The sequence below is a fragment of the Bacillus sp. F2HM genome (genome assembly GCF_019266135.1).
GTDB lineage: Bacteria > Bacillota > Bacilli > Bacillales > Bacillaceae > Bacillus > Bacillus safensis.
The window spans coordinates 113,082-130,518 of record NZ_LRMO01000015.1 but is presented as its reverse complement, the minus strand read 5'-3'; the positions used below and the strand labels follow the sequence as shown (position 1 = coordinate 130,518).

At 41.2% G+C, this 17,437-nt stretch carries 20 protein-coding genes; 9 read left to right on the top strand and 11 right to left on the bottom strand.

Going from position 1 to position 17,437, the window contains the following annotated elements:
* Window positions 1-23 precede the first annotated feature (23 nt).
* From AWT60_RS10680 to AWT60_RS10660, 5 genes are all read right to left on the bottom strand, one after another.
* Complete coding sequence (locus AWT60_RS10680; protein WP_034282193.1) at window positions 24-602, bottom strand: TetR/AcrR family transcriptional regulator; 579 nt, start codon at window positions 600-602, stop codon at window positions 24-26.
* Between the two features lie 173 nt (window positions 603-775).
* Window positions 776-2,188 carry a protoporphyrinogen oxidase gene (hemY, locus tag AWT60_RS10675; RefSeq protein ID WP_041109984.1) on the bottom strand — a complete coding sequence of 471 codons (1,413 nt, stop codon included), beginning with the start codon at window positions 2,186-2,188 and terminating at the stop codon, window positions 776-778.
* A gap of 22 nt (window positions 2,189-2,210) precedes the next feature.
* Window positions 2,211-3,149 carry a ferrochelatase gene (hemH, locus tag AWT60_RS10670; RefSeq protein WP_024426557.1) on the bottom strand — a complete coding sequence of 313 codons (939 nt, stop codon included), beginning with the start codon at window positions 3,147-3,149 and terminating at the stop codon, window positions 2,211-2,213.
* 32 nt (window positions 3,150-3,181) lie between these two features.
* Complete coding sequence (hemE, locus tag AWT60_RS10665; RefSeq protein ID WP_218677227.1) at window positions 3,182-4,240, bottom strand: uroporphyrinogen decarboxylase; 1,059 nt, start codon at window positions 4,238-4,240, stop codon at window positions 3,182-3,184.
* Between the two features lie 125 nt (window positions 4,241-4,365).
* Window positions 4,366-6,501 (bottom strand): transglycosylase domain-containing protein, encoded by a 2,136-nt coding sequence (locus AWT60_RS10660; RefSeq protein ID WP_061109627.1) that lies wholly within the window; start codon window positions 6,499-6,501, stop codon window positions 4,366-4,368.
* Between the two features lie 127 nt (window positions 6,502-6,628).
* On the opposite strand from AWT60_RS10660, the gene AWT60_RS10655 reads away from it, so the two are divergent.
* Window positions 6,629-7,114, top strand: coding sequence for an antibiotic biosynthesis monooxygenase family protein (locus tag AWT60_RS10655; RefSeq protein WP_024426559.1), 486 nt, complete (start codon window positions 6,629-6,631; stop codon window positions 7,112-7,114).
* 63 nt (window positions 7,115-7,177) lie between these two features.
* On the opposite strand, the gene AWT60_RS10650 is transcribed toward AWT60_RS10655, so the two are convergent.
* The gene (locus AWT60_RS10650; protein WP_226015057.1) at window positions 7,178-7,465 is read right to left on the bottom strand and encodes a hypothetical protein; all 288 of its coding nucleotides are present in this window, start codon (window positions 7,463-7,465) and stop codon (window positions 7,178-7,180) included.
* Window positions 7,466-7,613: 148 nt separating this feature from the next.
* Between AWT60_RS10650 and AWT60_RS10645 the strand changes: the two genes are divergently transcribed.
* On the top strand, window positions 7,614-8,801 hold the full coding sequence (locus AWT60_RS10645) for a M20 family metallopeptidase (RefSeq protein WP_073204570.1): 1,188 nt from the start codon (window positions 7,614-7,616) through the stop codon (window positions 8,799-8,801).
* A gap of 230 nt (window positions 8,802-9,031) precedes the next feature.
* Here the strand turns inward: AWT60_RS10645 and AWT60_RS10640 are convergent, their stop codons facing one another.
* From AWT60_RS10640 to AWT60_RS10630, 3 genes are read right to left on the bottom strand one after another with little or no spacing between them, the layout of a single operon-like run.
* A complete protein-coding gene (locus AWT60_RS10640) occupies window positions 9,032-9,739 on the bottom strand; it encodes an EcsC family protein (RefSeq protein WP_218677226.1) in 708 nt (235 codons plus the stop codon).
* Between the two features lie 45 nt (window positions 9,740-9,784).
* Window positions 9,785-11,005: an ABC transporter permease gene (locus AWT60_RS10635; protein ID WP_056766079.1), complete on the bottom strand. Its 1,221-nt coding sequence runs from the start codon at window positions 11,003-11,005 to the stop codon at window positions 9,785-9,787.
* Window positions 10,998-11,738: an ABC transporter ATP-binding protein gene (locus AWT60_RS10630; RefSeq protein WP_024426563.1), complete on the bottom strand. Its 741-nt coding sequence runs from the start codon at window positions 11,736-11,738 to the stop codon at window positions 10,998-11,000. The genes AWT60_RS10635 and AWT60_RS10630 overlap by 8 nt, the downstream gene beginning before the upstream one ends.
* A 486-nt stretch (window positions 11,739-12,224) precedes the next feature.
* Between AWT60_RS10630 and AWT60_RS10625 the strand changes: the two genes are divergently transcribed.
* The 3 genes from AWT60_RS10625 (at window position 12,225) to AWT60_RS10615 (ending at window position 14,538) form a co-directional block, all read left to right on the top strand.
* Entirely contained in the window at window positions 12,225-12,653 is a 429-nt protein-coding gene (locus AWT60_RS10625; RefSeq protein ID WP_024425457.1) for an HIT family protein, read from the top strand.
* Window positions 12,654-12,812: 159 nt separating this feature from the next.
* Window positions 12,813-13,892: a 3-phosphoserine/phosphohydroxythreonine transaminase gene (gene serC, locus AWT60_RS10620; protein ID WP_076839436.1), complete on the top strand. Its 1,080-nt coding sequence runs from the start codon at window positions 12,813-12,815 to the stop codon at window positions 13,890-13,892.
* A 127-nt stretch (window positions 13,893-14,019) separates the two neighbouring features.
* The gene (locus AWT60_RS10615; protein ID WP_024425455.1) at window positions 14,020-14,538 is read left to right on the top strand and encodes a tryptophan transporter; all 519 of its coding nucleotides are present in this window, start codon (window positions 14,020-14,022) and stop codon (window positions 14,536-14,538) included.
* Between the two features lie 49 nt (window positions 14,539-14,587).
* Here the strand turns inward: AWT60_RS10615 and yhzF are convergent, their stop codons facing one another.
* Window positions 14,588-14,779: a membrane protein YhzF gene (yhzF, locus tag AWT60_RS10610; protein ID WP_024425454.1), complete on the bottom strand. Its 192-nt coding sequence runs from the start codon at window positions 14,777-14,779 to the stop codon at window positions 14,588-14,590.
* 128 nt (window positions 14,780-14,907) lie between these two features.
* Between yhzF and AWT60_RS10605 the strand changes: the two genes are divergently transcribed.
* A complete protein-coding gene (locus AWT60_RS10605; RefSeq protein ID WP_024425453.1) occupies window positions 14,908-15,264 on the top strand; it encodes a YtxH domain-containing protein in 357 nt (118 codons plus the stop codon).
* Between the two features lie 187 nt (window positions 15,265-15,451).
* Complete coding sequence (locus AWT60_RS10600; protein WP_218677225.1) at window positions 15,452-16,072, top strand: HTH-type transcriptional regulator Hpr; 621 nt, start codon at window positions 15,452-15,454, stop codon at window positions 16,070-16,072.
* Here AWT60_RS10600 and AWT60_RS10595 read toward each other — a convergent pair.
* Window positions 16,050-16,394 (bottom strand): YhaI family protein, encoded by a 345-nt coding sequence (locus tag AWT60_RS10595; protein ID WP_041109967.1) that lies wholly within the window; start codon window positions 16,392-16,394, stop codon window positions 16,050-16,052. The genes AWT60_RS10600 and AWT60_RS10595 overlap by 23 nt on opposite strands.
* 233 nt (window positions 16,395-16,627) lie before the next feature.
* On the opposite strand from AWT60_RS10595, the gene AWT60_RS10590 reads away from it, so the two are divergent.
* Together AWT60_RS10590 and AWT60_RS18525 are read left to right on the top strand one after the other, a co-directional pair.
* Complete coding sequence (locus AWT60_RS10590; protein ID WP_024426567.1) at window positions 16,628-17,149, top strand: DUF3267 domain-containing protein; 522 nt, start codon at window positions 16,628-16,630, stop codon at window positions 17,147-17,149.
* A gap of 82 nt (window positions 17,150-17,231) precedes the next feature.
* Window positions 17,232-17,417, top strand: coding sequence for a hypothetical protein (locus tag AWT60_RS18525; RefSeq protein WP_080652927.1), 186 nt, complete (start codon window positions 17,232-17,234; stop codon window positions 17,415-17,417).
* Window positions 17,418-17,437 lie beyond the last annotated feature (20 nt).

The following is a 17,437-nucleotide window of genomic DNA, read 5'->3' as shown; positions in this document are numbered from 1 at the left end:
TGGTCATTTGAACTTAAAAAAAATTATGTTGCTGCTAAAAGTCCTTTGAGTACATAAAGCTCCAGCGACTCGGCCACCTCTTCTTTTGTTAAAGGCTCGTATCGCTTTTCCCAATCAAAAATAAGTGCAATATATAGTTTCACCATCACAAATGCAGTCAATTCAGGATCACAAGGCTTAATATCGCCTTTATCAATCGCTTCTTTTACTTTCGTTTTAATATAGCGAATGATCATTTGCTCCATCTTCTCAATCATTTCCTTGACCGCTGACGTGCCAAGCTCCGCACTTTCCTGAAAGATTTTGATTGTGAGCTGGTGGTTTTTTCGAAATTCCAATATTGCAAAGAGTGCTAAGTGAAGATTTTCAGAGAAACTTTTCTCCTCATCCATTGCTTCATCCGCAATTTTCCTCATCTCCATTAAAAGGGATGTGAAAATTTCATCAAACAGCTCTTCTTTGTTTTTGAAAAAGGTATAAATGGTTCCTTTTCCGACGTTGGCAAGCTTCGCCACAAGGTCCATTGTGGTGGCTTTATACCCGAATTGAGTAAATGCCTTCGTAGCCCCGTCTAAAATCATTTGTCTCCTATCAACACTCATGATCTCACTCCCAAAATGACTATTTGAACGTTTTGGTCATTAAGTACAGAAAGTAATATACCACATCCTTTTCTCCGGATGCAAGAACTTTGTTCACTTTTATGATTCACAACTCTTTTTGAATGATTCGAACATGAAAAACTCCCTTTCCTTAATAGAAAAGGGAGTTTGTTTTATGAAAATAGATAAGATACAGCCTCTGAAATGGCAGCTTTTCCTTGATCAATACAATCAGGGATTCCGACACCTTCAAAAGCAGCACCTGTGATATAAACACCAGGATATGATTGCTTAAACGTTTCTCGCATGTTCGAAATGGCCTTTTGATGACCGACGTGATATTGCGGCATGCTCGTCTTCCAGCGAGTCACTGTCGTCAGTTCTGGATCTGCTTTAATATCCATAATTTTCTTCAAGTCCTCCAGCACAATGCTGACGATTTGATGGTCTGACTGTTCGACAATTGATTCGTCGCCAGCCTTCCCTACATAAGCACGCAATAGCGTTTTTCCTTTAGGAGCTGTATGCGGCCATTTTTTGTTCGTCCACGTACAGGCTGTAATAGAGAAATCACTGTTTCTTGAGATGACAAAACCAGTGCCGTCATATTCATTATGAACATCCTCTTCTTTAAAACCGAGTGCAACCGTTGCAACAGAAGTAGATGTCATATCATGCAAGTACTCAAGCCCCGCTTCTTTTGGAAACATGGAATAGATCGATTGATGCGGAGTTGTCACAATGGCTGAATCAGCAAAAAGCGTTTGACCGCTGTCTAACTGCACACCGTAGCCCCCATCTGTTTTTTCAATCTGCTTCACTTTTGTCCCTTTATAAATCGTTGTCAGCTTGAGCTTGCCTTCTACTGCTTCAACAAGCGCTTGCAGTCCTTGATTGATCGTTTGGAACTGCCCTTGTTTTTTCGCTGTCACTTGCTGCGCTTTCGCATGCTGCTGTGATTTTTTCATCCCAAGAATCAAACTGCGATGCTTTTGTTCTGTTTGATAAAACTGCGGGAAGGTGGACATTAAGCTGAGACGGTCAATGTCACCTGCATAAATGCCTGATAGAAGAGGTTCGATTAAATTCTCAACTACTTCATCACCGACACGTCTTCTAAAAAATTCACCGAGCGACTGATCTTCTGTTTGTTTGCTTTTTGGCAAGACGAAATCCATTGCGGCTCTCGCTTTTCCTGCAACTGAAAAAAGACCGGTTGTGATGAATGGGCTGATTTGAGTTGGAATACCCATGACAGCGCCTTTTGGCATCGGGTGAAGGGTTTCATTGACTAGTACATATGCCTGCCCTGTTTCATTATTGACGAGCTGATCTGCGAGCCCCACATCCTTCGCCAGCTGCGGTCCACTGACCTTTCTTTCTAAAAATGAATCAGGTCCACGTTCAATGATGTAGCCGTCTTTATATAATGTTTGGATTTTTCCACCTAGCCTAGGGCTCGCTTCAATAAGAGATATTTGAATGGGAAGACCTTTTTCTTCGACTTCCTTTTCCAAATAGAAGGCGGCGGCTAAACCAGTGATGCCACCGCCAATGATGACAAGGTGTTTTTGATTGTCATGCATAGGATCGCCTTCTTTTATATAATTACTTGCTTTCGTCAAGCTTCTTTAATACGACAGTTGCGAGAGCATCAATAAATGCTGGTTTCGCATTTGGCATTTCTGGACGATAGTAGGCTGCACCGATTTCATCTGTCACGACTTTACATTCATAATCGTTGTCGTATAACACTTCAAGATGGTCAGCGACAAACCCCACAGGCACATATACGAACGTTTTATAGCCTTTTTGTTCGAATAGATCCCGTGTTAAGTCTTGAACGTCTGGTCCAAGCCATGGATCAGGCGTGTTGCCTTCGCTTTGCCAGCCAATTTCATAATGTTCAATTCCTGCACCTTCTGCAATCATTTTGGCAGATTGTGCGAGCTGATCAGGATATGGATCTCCTGCTGCAATAATTTTTTCAGGAAGGCTGTGTGCAGACACAATGAGTACGGCTGATTCTCTTTCCTCTTCACTCATCGATGCATACGTATCCTTCACTTGTTTCACCCAATAGTCCACAAACTTCGGCTCATCGTACCAGCTTTCCACAGACGTAATCTTCAGATTACCAAGCTTGTCTGCCTCATCTTGTGCACGCTTGTTATACGATTTCACGCTAAAGGTTGAAAAATGCGGCGCAAGAACAATACTCACTGCTTCTGTGATGCCGTCCTTGTGCATCTCTGCAACTGCATCCTCAATGAACGGCTCAATATGCTTTAAGCCAATGTAGACATGAAATTCAATGTCGTCTTGGATGTCGTTCAAATGATCACACAAACCATTTGCCTGCTGTTCGGTAATTTTTGATAAAGGAGAAATACCGCCGATTGCCTTGTAGCGATCCTTCAAATCTTGCAGCATCTCTGGCTCCGGCTTTCTGCCTCTGCGGATATGTGTATAATAACGCTCAATATCTTCTTCTTTATATGGGGTGCCATATGCCATGACAAGAAGTCCCATTTTCTTTTTCTCCACAACCAACACTCCTTCAGATCATTTGAAATAGTTTAGATGGATGATTTTTTATGTTTCGCTGAATAATCGTGAATAAAATCTGTCAGCTTCTTTAACGTATCTGGTGAAACATCAGGAAATACCCCATGACCTAAGTTAAAGATAAAGTGATCTGATTTCATTCCTTGATCTAAAATATCTTTTGCTCTCTTTTCAATGACTTCCCAAGGAGCAAGTAAGATGGTTGGATCGAGGTTCCCCTGTAACGTTTTTGTGAGCCCTTCTTTTCTTGCTTCGTCTACACTCATACGCCAATCCAGTCCAACCACATCAAGCGGCAGGTCATGCCAATCTTTCGCTAAATGGCTTGCACCAACTCCATACATGATCATTGGGACGTCTTCAGACTTCAGCTCTGTGAAAATTCGCTGCATGACAGGCTTAATGAATGTCCGGTAATCTGCTGCATTTAAAGCACCAACCCATGAGTCGAAAATTTGAAATGCGCTGACCCCGGCTTTTACCTGCGCACGTATGTACGTGATCGTCATATCAGCTAACTTGTTCATGAGCAGCATCCACGCCTCAGGATCACTGTACATCAGCGCCTTTGTTTTATGATAATTTTTAGATGGACCGCCTTCAATCATATAGCTTGCCATCGTAAATGGTGCGCCAGCAAAACCGATAAGCGGAACATTCAGCTGCTCCTTCGTTAAAAGCTGAATGGTATCAAGCACATATGGCAGGTCTTCTTCAGGATGAAGTTCCCCAAGACGTTCAATATCTGCTTTAGATCGAATCGGTGCATCAATCACAGGTCCAATTCCATTTTTAATTTCTACGTCCACTCCAATAGCCGGAAGCGGGGTCATAATATCTTTATATAAAATAGCGGCATCTACACCATATTGTTCTACAGGAAGTCTTGTTACATAAGCACATAACTCTGGCTGATGCGTAATTTCAAATAGCCCGTATTTTTCTTTAAGGGCACGATATTCAGGCTGTGAGCGTCCTGCCTGTCTCATATACCACACTGGTACATGGTCTGTTTTTTCCCCTTTACACGCCTTTAAGAACGTGTCATTAAAAACCTTCGTTTTTCCCATTACCTTTCATTCCACCTTTCGCCTTATACTCTCTTTTTGTACAAGGCTCAAACCTGCTTTTACTATACCGTTTTTTCAAGGCACGGTATACTAAAGCGGCTCAATGTTCAAAAAATCGCCGAATATTAACGTCCAAAAGCCTCTGGCTTGACATATGGACTGCCTTCTCCTTCTTCTTGCGTTTGGGTATTATATGGAACAACCTTATACTCTGCATTTGAAAATACATTGGCATACGGCATTGTATAGCTGTCCACGCCTGTCACTGTGTCGATCAGCGTCTCGCTTCCATTTCTCTTTTCATAGATGCGGTATTCAATGCGTTTATCCTCCTGATTGTCCCAAGACAGCTCTAATGTAAACAAGCCTTTGATTTTAAACGCATAGCGGGCTTCAAATCCTGATAGTCCTTCTAAATGAATAGGAGATTGAAGCTCTTTTATCCCCGCTGGTTTTTCAAACGTTTCATTGGTGATTTGAGCTGCTGTTAAAATATCTTTAAACAGCTGTACAGGGTATTGACTGCCTCCAGTTAAATAGTGGCTGTTATCGGTTTTGTCATACCCCATCCAAATTGCACCCGTTGTACTAGGCGTATAGCCGGCAAACCAAGCATCCTTTGTTGCACCTTTCACACCTGAATATGTGGTCGTACCTGTCTTACCTGCTAAATCTCCAGCGTATGAACCGCTCTGGGCTGTTCCGCCCTTGACGACTTGCTGGAGCATTCTTGTCATATTCCAAGCATTCTGCACACTAAATACTCGTTCTTGCTGACTACGATTCTTTTCTACAGTTTCTCCTTCATCATTGGTGATTTTTTGAATAAAGAAAGGCTTTTTATATACGCCTTCATTTGCAAATGTATGAAAGGCTCCAGCGATCTGTAATGGAGAAACTCCTTTTTCTAAACCGCCAAGCGCAATAGCTAAGCCTTTATCCGAGATATCTATCCCCATTTTCTCGAGATATGATTTCGACGTATCAATGCCCAGCTGGCTTAATGTCCACACAGCAGCGGTATTTTTACTTTTCATGAGGGCTTCTACCATTGTGACCCTGCCTTCATACTGCCCATCGTAATTCTTAGGTGAATAGCCGTCATAGCTTTTTTCTTTGTCTTCAAGCAGTGAATAAGGTCTGAATTTTTTCTCCTGCATTGCCGGACCGTAGACTGCGATCGGCTTAAAAACAGATCCCGGCTGCCTAACAGCTGTCACCCTGTTGTAGCCTCTCGCCTGATATTCTCGTCCACCGATGGCTGCTTTCACTCCACCAGACTCGTTATCAATGAATACGGCGCTGCCTTCCGGAGAACCGCTTTTTCCCGGGAAATAACGGTTGTTCTTCATCGCATCATAAGCGGTTTTTTGCAGATTCATATCAATCGGAACTGTAATGGTATAGCCGCCTTGAAGCAATTGTTCATGCGAAATGGCATACTCTGATTCTGCTTCTTTAATAATGAGATCAACATAGCTGTCCACCCAAGGCGTTTCTGATTTCTTTTTTAAATGAATGCCTAGTGTTCTCCCTTTTGCTTCTACTGTTTCTGTTGAAGACAAATATCCTTGTTCGTTCATTAAATTCAGGATGGTGTCCCGCCTCTGTTTATTTTTATCAGGGTGTAAAACAGGCGAGTAAGAAGATGGTGCCTTTGGCATCGCAGCGAGTGTGGCACCTTCGCTGACCGTTAAATCTTTCACATCCTTACTAAAATAATAATTGGCTGCTGCCTGAATACCATAAACACCATGGCCAAAGTAAAGCTGATTCAAATACATCTCTAGCAGCTTATCCTTTGAATAATCTCTCTCTAAATTAATGGCAATAATGACTTCTTTCGTTTTTCGAAGAAAGGTTTTGTCATTTGTGAGAAAAATATTTTTTGCGAGTTGCTGGGTAATTGTACTGCCGCCCTCTACCTTCCCTCCTGCTAATATATCTCGATAAACCGCCCTTGAAATAGACTGTGCATCAATTCCGTGATGCTCATAAAAACGCTTGTCCTCGACAGCCACAAAAGCTTTTGCTACTTTATCAGGCACCTCTTTTAATGACACAGGGTCCCGATTTTCTGAATACATGCTTGTGAGTTCTTTTCCATTCTGATCAATGATTTTGGAGGAAGCATGAAAAACAAGCTTCTTTTCATCTATGACATAATGTCCTAAAAATAAAATCGTCAGATAGCCAATGAATGAGAGTACGATTGTACTTCCTGCAATGACTAATGGAATGATTATCTTCTTTTTCTTCAAATTAGGTCACCTCATTCCTTTATACGGATAGTATGGGATGTATCGCTTCATAATATGTTTTATGGATTGACTGCCAAAGAATTATATATCATTCTTTTGTTATACTATCAAGCAGGAGGCGGTTTAGATGAATTTCTATATTACATATGGAACAGCAGATTTTTTGCATAAAATCGCAAAGAAACACCATCTGGAAAATCTGCTTTATATGGTCGGAAAAGAACAAGCAGCTCTTTTTCATGAAACGGAGGGTGAGACTGTATTTAAAGCCCCTCATGCCTATGATGTGATTTATGCGAAAGGCGAGCTTGTCCAATCTGGTTTCGTCACCTTGAATCATATCCCTGTTAAGCTTGAAAGCAGAGCACTGTTTGAATCCACCTTTCAGAAAAAAACGAACATCTCAGAACATCAGCGCGGCTTCCAGGCTATTCGCGTGTTAAGACCTAAAAAAGATGAAGAAGTTTATTTGATTTTGACACTTTGGGAATCAGAGGACTTATTTCAAGACTTTCAAGAATCAGAAGCATTCTTTCAGCCACACGAGGATACAGGCTCCATTTTCTCTCGTCCAGCTTACCTCACATCCTACCATGCCGTCACAGACAATTAAGGAAGTGCTGCTCTAGCACTTCTTTTTTTCATCAAAAAAAGCCCAGTCGCTGGGCTCTTCATTTTATGAGCTTGATTTCAGCTCGTACCGATGAATGATCGGCTGAAGCACATAGAAATTTAGCAATATCCAACCTAATAAGATCGGCCACTTCAACATAGGTGAAGCACCTTTCAATTGAATCAGCAGCACCAATAGTGGAATCAAGCAGATCATGAAAAAACTCATTTTTGAGACAAATGTTTCTTTGATTTGATGCCGGCAGCTTGGACACATCATCATTTTCGTATGTGATAAATGAAATTTTTCGACGAAAGAAAATGTTTTTGAACAATTTGGACAGCTTCCCAACGCTACTCCTCCCTTTCCTTGCTTCATATCCACTTCGACTTTTATGTAAAATGACCTTTTGATACTGACCACGAAATCCTCTTCTGTTGAAAGATTCTAACAATTACCATACAATCAGTAAAAGAGCATGAAGGAGGTTTTCGATTCAATGACAATATCCACTTTACAAAAAAGCATCAATGAACGTCTTGATGAACATTATGAGGAAATGGTTGAAATTAGACGCCATCTCCATATGAATCCTGAACTTTCTTTTCAGGAAGAAGAAACAGCCGCTTTCATCGCCAGCTACTATGATACATTACAAATACCTACGCGCACCAAGGTGGGCGGTCATGGCGTACTCGCTTTTATTGAAGGAGCTTCTCCGGGACCAACCATTGCCCTCAGAGCTGATTTTGATGCACTTCCCATCCACGATGAAAAAGATGTACCTTACAAATCAACAAAGCCTGGTGTGATGCATGCATGCGGTCACGATGGGCATACTGCGACACTTCTTGTATTAGCAAAAGTCTTGCATACGCATCGTGATCAATTAAAAGGAAAGATCGTCCTCATTCATCAGCATGCCGAGGAATATGCTCCCGGCGGTGCAAAACCGATGATTGAAGACGGCTGTTTAGACGGGGTCGATGTGATATTTGGTACGCACCTTTGGTCTTCAGAGCCTTGTGGCACGATTCTTTATAAAAGCGGGAACTTTATGGCAGCGGCCGATCGTTTCTCCATTCAAGTCCAAGGGAAAGGCGGACATGGTGCCCAGCCTCATTTAACCAAAGATGCCGTACTCATCGGTTCACAAATCGTCGCAAACCTGCAGCAAGTCGTTGCACGTAAAGTCAATCCAATTGATTCTGCTGTTGTTTCTGTTGGAGGTTTTGTAGCAGAGAATGCCTTTAACGTTATTGCAGATTCAGCTGTTTTAACGGGTACAGCACGATCCTTTGAAGAAAGTGCACGGCTTATTATCGAACGAGAAATTGAACAGGTGGTAAAAGGGGTATGCCAGATGCATGATGCTGCCTACACATATGAATACGTAAGAGGATACCCTGCTGTCAAAAACCATCCAAAGCCGACTGAATATATTGCTGGCATCGCAAACCAGACAGAAGGTGTCACAGAAGTAAAAGAAGCGGAAACCCAAATGGGCGGAGAAGACTTTGCTTACTACCTTCAGCATGTCCCTGGTACCTTCTTCTACACAGGCGCCATGCCGGAAAACAGCAAAGACGTCTATCCACATCATCATCCAAAGTTTGATATCAACGAAAAAGCAATGCCTATCGCAGCAAAGGTTCTCGCTAACGCCGTTCTTTCCTACAATGAATAAAAAAAAGCCGCTGTCATCAGCGGTTTCAGCGTGTAGACAAACCCTCGCATTCGGTGTCAGGTCTGCGCTCCGGTGCTCACGAATGTCAAATTCGCTCCGCTCCGCTGCTCGTCCTTCCTAGACTGCAAAGGTTTTCTATCACGCTGTGCTGAAAAGAAGACAAAGGGCTAAAATAAAGATTATTTTAGCCCTTTGTCAACAATCTGAAGCCGCTGTTATCAGCGGTTTTTCTATTTCATTTCTTTCAATATTCGCAAGTGAAACACATGGCGTGCAACCTCTCCGAGCTGTCCTGTCAGCTGATGATTTGCCACCCCGCCAACAGCGGCTCCGACGACCGGCATTAATTGAAACAGCTTTACAAGATCAATGTAATCTCGATACTCCTGCTGAAAGCTGTACCAATCCATTTCCTCGCAGCTCGTTTCCCAATCATCTATGATCTTCATCATTTTTTGACGATGTGCACTGCTGGAAAAGGCGAGCTGAAATATACAGAGCAAAAAGAGTCTTTCCTCCTTTTGAGATAAATCAAAGCCATAAATACACGCCAGCTCATAAAGGCATTTCATCTTTATGCTCAGCAGCAGCGGAAAGTCTGCCATTCCGAGGAATAAACCGCCTGCACCTGTTCCAACCCCTTCGATAGCAGCCGCCTTTTGGTAATACTTCACTTTATCCTTTGCCAGTTCATTTCGTTCTACAATAGATAATTGTTCATCAATCACTGAAAATGAAGTAAAGTGTGATCCTGATACGGTGGATTCAACCATTGTTTTGACTGCACTTGTGATGACTTGATGAAACCTGGCAGGAATTCGGCGGTTCACCTGCTGCTGAACTCCTTTTGAAAACCGTTCGATCTTTGAAGGTTTTCTTAAAAAACGTGTTTGAAAAAGAATGGCTTCTTCATACAACTCCCATTCAGCTGCATTCATCCGGTCCCCTCCTTGATGTCATCATACGCTCGCTGTAATCTCCACTTATCTCATCTTTTTTAACCTGCTTTGTACGTAAGGCTTAAAGAGGACAAGCACAAACGCTACAGAAATGAGAAGGGCAAGTCCGCTTCCCTGCCAGCCTCCTGCTGGAAGTACCGCACAGCTCAGCAATATCGATTGGATGATGAGCACATTACGGACGAGAACAAAAAAGCTTCGATCCTTTTCTTTTTGAGAAACTGGATAAAGTGCCTGTAATGAAAGATGAGCAAAGTGCTTCGTTAACGGCACAAGCTGTACACCTGTGATAAATACTGTGAACAAGACTAGTAACGCACCCACCCAGCCTGCTGCACCTGTATACAAAATAATCAGGACAAACACGGCCGTTAATCTAAACACCAGACCAAAATAGTCATTTGAGCGTACAAACGCCCTCACATACATATAAGAAAAAGTTTTACGCTGATCATAAGGAACAAACTTCAACATCCAGTCCATGTATGCTCTTCTTTTCACCTGTTTCTTTAAGTGAGGCACATCTGTAAATAAGTTTGCCAAACGATAAAAGCGCTGCTTCCGTTTTAATTCATCAGAAATATGCAGTTCCCATTGAAAGGGCTGTTTTTTCACTGCATTTGTTAAGTAGACAAGATAGACACCATAGATAAGATAAAAAACGATTGCAATCGCATAGGCTGCCTGTAAGATGGTGTAGATCAACATCATATTTAATAGAAAACGAAGGGCTGCATCGAGCCATCTCACGTGTTTTCCTTGAAAATAAGTCATTCTCCATTGAATGGCTGTATTCAGGCCCTTTATTAAGATCATTTGCGCCAATATCAGCACATACTCCGTGATGCCTCCTGAAGACACCGCCGAATAAAGCGGAAGTGCGACAATGGATACAGCAATGAGAGGAAACAGCTGAGAAATGAAACTAAAGTTAAACGCTTGTTTTAAGTAAGGCTCCATCTTCCCTTCCAAAGGAAGCAAAAACACGAGATCGGCTTCTTTAATCAACGTACGTACGTAAGAGCTTGTCAGCACCAATGAGAAAACAACTGCCATCACCCAGTAGGATGGGAAGTGAGCTGGAATATGTTTGAGCCAGCTGCTGTACCAGCTTGCTCCGCCTGCAAGGAAAAAAATGAGCACAATGACAAGATGATCGTTGAACATGTATTTTAAGTATTTTCTTGTTTCTTGTATGTGTTCCTCTAATCTTGATTTCCAAATAGTAAGCGTTGTTTTACTCATAGCTTTCTTCCTTTGTTAATTCCAAATAAAGATCATCGAGTGTCGCATCTCTCATATCGAACTGTTCTCTCAGCTCTGCCAGTGTTCCTTTCGCTCTGATTTCCCCTTCGTGCAAAATAATGAAGGAATCACAATAGCGCTCAGCTGTCGCTAAAATATGCGTTGACATCAGGACACTAGCGCCGCTTTTCTTCGCTGCATTCATCCGTTCAAGCAGAGCATTGATTGCAAGAGGATCAAGCCCTAAAAACGGTTCATCGATGATATACAGCTCTGGTTCCACAAGGAATGCACACATAATCATGACCTTCTGCTTCATTCCTTTTGAAAAATGAGCAGGGAACCATTTCAGCCTTTTCTCCATTCGAAATTCTTTCAGCAATGATGGCAGGCGTTCGTCTAATTGTTCCTTTGATAGACCGTAAGCCATCGCTGTCAGCTCTAAATGCTCTTTTAACGTTAATTCTTCATATAAAACAGGTGTTTCAGGAATAAATGTAAATTGTGAACGATACGCCTCTTGGTCGTCTTGAAGAGTTCGTCCATTCAATTCAATGACACCTTTATGCGGTTTCATGAGCCCGATAATATGGCGGATGGTTGTACTTTTCCCCGCCCCGTTTAAGCCAATGAGACCGACGATTTGATTTCTTTCTAATTCAAATGAAATATTTTTTAGAACGGGATTCTTCGTATATCCGCCCGTTACATCTTTTACAGTGAGAAGGGACATGAATTCGTTCCTTTCTTTCTTTTTTCCTTTATAGTAACAAAAACGAATGATAATTTGAAATGTTTACCTATAGACGAGTCATGAATATAAAATAGGCGCTTTGGTCATCATAATGTATGTAGAAGAAATGAACTTGATGACCAATAAGTAAATGAGGTGTTTGTTAAAGGCAAAGAACCGCATGACAAGTTGGTTTTTCATCTAAAAACCTTAGCTTCTGTTTTGCTTCACTGATTCTTGATTTTTGTGTCCTATACAATATGTATACGACAAACCAAAACGTCAAATGAGGTGTTTACGGCAGAAATAGCAGGCACATGAATTCTTTATTTCAGTAAATAGAGAATTCAAAAGGCATTCGAATGAAAGCATCAGCATTTCTTCTGCAGGAGCAGGATGAGCGACCAAAGGAGTTCGCTTGTCCTGTTTTCTTTTTTGCTTCTTTTTGTGATACGATAAAGGAAAAATAATGAGGAGTGACATGGCGTGAGCGACTGCATTTTTTGCAAGATCATTGATGGAGACATTCCATGTGCAAAAGTATATGAAGACGAGCATGTATTGGCTTTTCTTGATATCAGCCAAGTAACAAAAGGACATACCCTTGTAATCCCGAAAATACATAAAGAAAACATCTATGAGATGACACCAGAAGTGTCTAACCACTACTTCCAAGCGATTCCGAAAATTGCAAGGGCGATCAAACAGGAATTTGAACCAATCGGGTTAAACCTCCTGAACAACAACGGTGAAAAAGCCGGTCAATCGGTGTTCCATTACCATATGCACATCATTCCGCGCTACGGAAAAGGCGATGGCTTTGGTGCCGTATGGAAATCACATCAAGATCAATACACGTCAGAGGATTTAAAAGACATTTCCTCTGCCATCCACACGCGGCTTACCTCATCTTAACAGATGAGGTTTTTCTTATTTTTACCCCTTTTCATCGCTTCCTTCTCTTAATAGTAAGATATTTTGAACGATTCAAATTTTTTGTCCAAATGCTTCAAATTTGTGATAGGATGGTTTTATCTTTTGATCCATTAACGCGAGAAATAGGGAGAGATTGTGATGAAGCGAACAACGAATTTTAATGCTGGTCCGGCGGCATTGCCGCTAGAAGTGCTTCAAAAAGCACAGGAAGAACTTGTTGATTTTAAACAAACTGGGATGTCTGTGATGGAGCTTTCTCATCGCAGCGGTGAATATGAAGAAGTCCACAATAAAGCAAAAGCGCTTTTGATGGAGTTGATGGACATTCCAGAAGATTATGAAGTCCTCTTTTTACAAGGCGGAGCTAGTCTTCAATTTGCGATGATTCCTATGAACTTCTTACATAAAGGCGAAACAGCTCATTTCATTCAAACAGGCGCTTGGTCAGAAAAAGCATTGTCAGAAGCAAAAGGGTTTGGTCAGACATCTGTGCTTGCTTCAAGTGAAGATGACAACTACTCGTATATTCCAGAAGTAGATGCTTCCGGTTTAACAGATGGTGCTTACTTACACATCACATCGAACAATACGATCTTCGGTACCCAGTGGAAAACGTTCCCGAACACGTCACTCCCGCTCATTGCGGATATGTCCAGTGATATTCTCAGCAAAAAAATAGACGTTTCTTCATTTGATCTCATCTATGCTGGGGCACAAAAAAACCTAGGACCTTCAGGTATCACGATTGTGATTGCGCGCAAACGTTTATTAGAGAAAGAGAAAAGCAGCACGCCGAAAATATTAAAATATTCAACACACGCAAAAGCCAATTCTCTTTATCATACACCACCGACTTTTGCGATTTATATGCTGTCACTTGTCCTTGAGCATGTCAAACAAGCTGGCGGTGTAGAAGCAGCGGAAAAACGCAATGAACAAAAAGCAGGTATTCTCTATGATACCATTGATCAAAGCGGCGGTTTTTATCAAGGACATGCGCGCGCTGACAGCCGTTCGCATATGAATGTCACCTTTACTCTTCGCGATGATGCACTTACTTCTTCCTTTGTGGAAAAAGCAAAGCAAGAGCAAATGGTTGGACTTGCCGGCCACCGTTCTGTCGGTGGATGCAGAGCATCTATTTACAATGCGGTCTCAATTGAAGACTGCCAAAAGCTTGCGGACTTTATGAAAAAGTTCCAGCAAGAAAATGAGTAAAAAGGCTTTTCTATAGGGAAATAAATTTGTTATAATAACGAGAAATATAAAGTCATGACTCTTGCAATAAATGATGAGCCATATTATTGGAGAGTCCTATAAGAGCTTAGCAGAGGAGAGCATAGAAATGAAAACAAAAGAATTAGTGATTATGTCATTGCTTGCAGCAATGGGAGCTGTCTTGCATACGATTTTCCCGCCCATCTTTTTTGGAATGAAACCTGACATGATGCTGGTCATGATGTTTTTAAGCATCATCCTTTTCCCAAAGGTACAGCATGTTGTCGTAATTGCGCTAGTGACTGGCGTGATTTCTGCATTAACAACGGGATTCCCAGGCGGACAAATTCCGAATATGATTGATAAGCCAGTGACAGCCTTTATCTTCTTAGCCCTTTTCTTATCTTGCTTGAAGATAAAGAACAAAGTGGTGCTGACCGCTGTGTTAACTGCGATTGGAACCATCGTATCCGGCGTGATTTTCTTATCTGCCGCTTTATTGATCACTGGACTGCCAGCTGCATTACCGGCACTTCTTGTGGGTGTTGTCCTGCCAGCAGCCGTGATTAATACCATTGCTATGGTATTTGTCTTCCCAATTGCTCAGTCCATTCTGAGACGTGCAAGAATGATAGAAGTTGCTTAACGAATAACCGAACCTCTTCATGATAGATGAAGAGGTTTTTTTCATGCTTTTATAAAAGAAAAAGGGTCAGCAGCAAAATGAGGAGCGAAATTCCTGCACCAGCCGCACACACAAGTGCTTTTTGCTTTAAAACATGTTTTGGCGGATAAGACCCTGCATACCCAAGCTGTCTTGCATAATGAATAGAACCACCTGTAAAAACGATGACGATACACATAAAAACGAACAGAAAGACAGACAACCTTCTCCCCTCCCTTTTCTTCAAAAGTATGCTAAAATAAAGCAAGCTATGTATGGAAGTTCAATGAAGCTGATCGTCAGCTCAGAGAGAACATGCGAATGTGTAAAATTTGACTAGAGGTGATTTGAATGGCTAGTGGACGTTCTTTATTAACAGGATTATTTGTAGGCGGTCTCCTCGGAGGTGCGGCAGTGCTCCTGACGACTCCCTCTTCTGGCAGAGATGTGCGCGGAAAAGTGAAAGACGGCTATGACAAATTCGAAGATACGCTGACAAAATTAAAAAGAGATGGACAAGCTTTAAAAGAGCAAATTGTGGAAACAGCAAAAGAAAGCGCAGAGGTGATTAAAGAAGTCGGGTCTGAATTGCAAACATCGATTCAGCAATGGCGCGAAGAAATCAAACCTCATCAGCAGGACTTACAAAAGGAAATTCAGGAAATTGAGGAAAAGCTCAAACAACTGGAGAAAACCTTACAAAACTAATATACTCACAAAAAAATATTCGTTTACAAAAGTGTGCGGGGTGCGTATCCCGCACTTTTTTTGTTGAAAAAAGGTTATTTTGACAATGTTTTTTATGACTTTTAAAAATTCTTGAATTTTCAGCTTTATTAATCTTTATTTTATTGGCATAATAGAATTACAAGAAAAAGAGAAGTAGGTGAAATGGATGAATCATTCGGAACAGCCTTTCGATGTAAAAGAAGCACTTTTATTCAGTCAAAGAATGGCCCAATTGAGCAAAGCTCTTTGGAAATCCATTGAAAAGGACTGGCAGCAGTGGATCAAACCGTATAACCTAAATATCAATGAACATCATATTTTGTGGATTGCGTATCAATTAAAAGGAGCTTCAATATCAGAAATTGCAAAGTTTGGCGTCATGCATGTATCAACGGCGTTTAACTTCTCCAAGAAACTGGAGGAACGAGGATTTTTAAAATTTTCTAAAAAGTTAAACGATAAGCGCAATACGTATATTGAGCTAACGCCAAAAGGCGAAGAGACATTCCATAAACTACTCGAAGATTATGACCCGGCCCGAACTGGTATTGTCAAAGGCGCACAGCCGCTTCATGACATTTACGGAAAGTTCCCTGAGATTTTAGAAATGATGTGTATCATCCGAAACATTTATGGTGAGGATTTCATGGAGATTTTTGAGAAATCGTTTTCAAACATTGAGAAGGACTTTTTGAATGAGCAAGGAAAAGTCACAAAAAAGACTGAGGAACTCGAAAACTCAGCTGAGACAGCAGAAAAAGCGTCTAAAACAAATCAAATTGTTTAATGATCTTTATAAATTCATTCATTAGCGGCTGAAAGAGCCCTTGATCATGCAAAGCAAATATCGTCTCATGAACATCCAGCTTTTCAATTAACTGTCCCGCAAAGAGCGCAAGGAGATCGTCAAACATGACGTAGCCTTGTGCTTTTTGCTTATCCATTTCCTCTGAAAGCTCAGCACAAATACGCTCAATTTCCTCTGCCTCTTCTTTCGATACACGCTGCCTGATCAATAACGCATAATATGGATAACGGCTCATATCGGTTGCCGTCAATAAAAGTTCCATATAATATTCAAGCTGGCTCATTCGTTCCTCAATACTCATGTACGTTCCCTCTTTCTCTTAGTCCTTCTATTTTAGCCGAAATTACTCATTGACGAAAGAGACGAACCTCCCCCCTTCAGTTCTTTTTTCTTGAAAAATCCAAAGTTTCCTCTCTTTATTCCATATGAAGGCACCATTTTATTTTTTTTCATCAAAACCATTGATTTTTATCCTCAGGAAGAGTAAATTATCTTGAGATATTCAATTCGATTTTTAGATTGGAAGGATGAAAAATGAATTGTTGGAAGACCATTAATCTTGAAAAGGATTATGGTTATACGAGAATGATGATTTCTGCCATAAGTCTTGCTATCCTTTTTTTCATTATGGCATTTTTATGTTTTCAACTGACTCATCCTGAAACGAGGCTAAGCAGCCATAACGCACCGCTTTTTGCCGTGCTCTTACTTGTGACATTGCTTGTCCACCGTGTGGTTCACTTGATCCCAGTGATGAAAAATAAGAAAAAAATGACGCTATTGATGAAACGAAATTGCTGGCAGCGCGTGCCTAAGAAAGTGATGCTTTTTTCACTTCTCAGCCCGTTTTGTGTCATCTCACCGGTTTACTTTGTGTTAGGCGTGGCGTTTCCTATGTACGCACACTATTTTATCATCATCGCAAGTATACATGCAGGCTATTGTTTGCCTGACTTTTTATTTGCATGGAAACTGCTCAAAGCACCTAGATCCTGCATCATCGATCAAGCTCAAGACGAGTTTGATATTTTAGTTGACCAAACTTCCTCATCATGAGGTTTTTAAAGCCAACTTCTATCTTTTTCATAAAAAATTTGGTAATGTAGTATGGGAATAGCATAGAGAGGGGGGATCTCCGATAGTTTTATTTTACTTCATCGTCTTTGCCGCGTTTATTGTGTATTCAATAAACAGGCTTACTAATACATTATGCCTTGTCAGAGAGATTCCTGAAGAACGGCAAGATAAGGTGTTTCGCTTTATCAATGTATCAATACTGATCTTACTTATCTCATCATTTGTTCAAATTAACATTTCCATTTAAGATCAAAGCAAAAGCTGCCA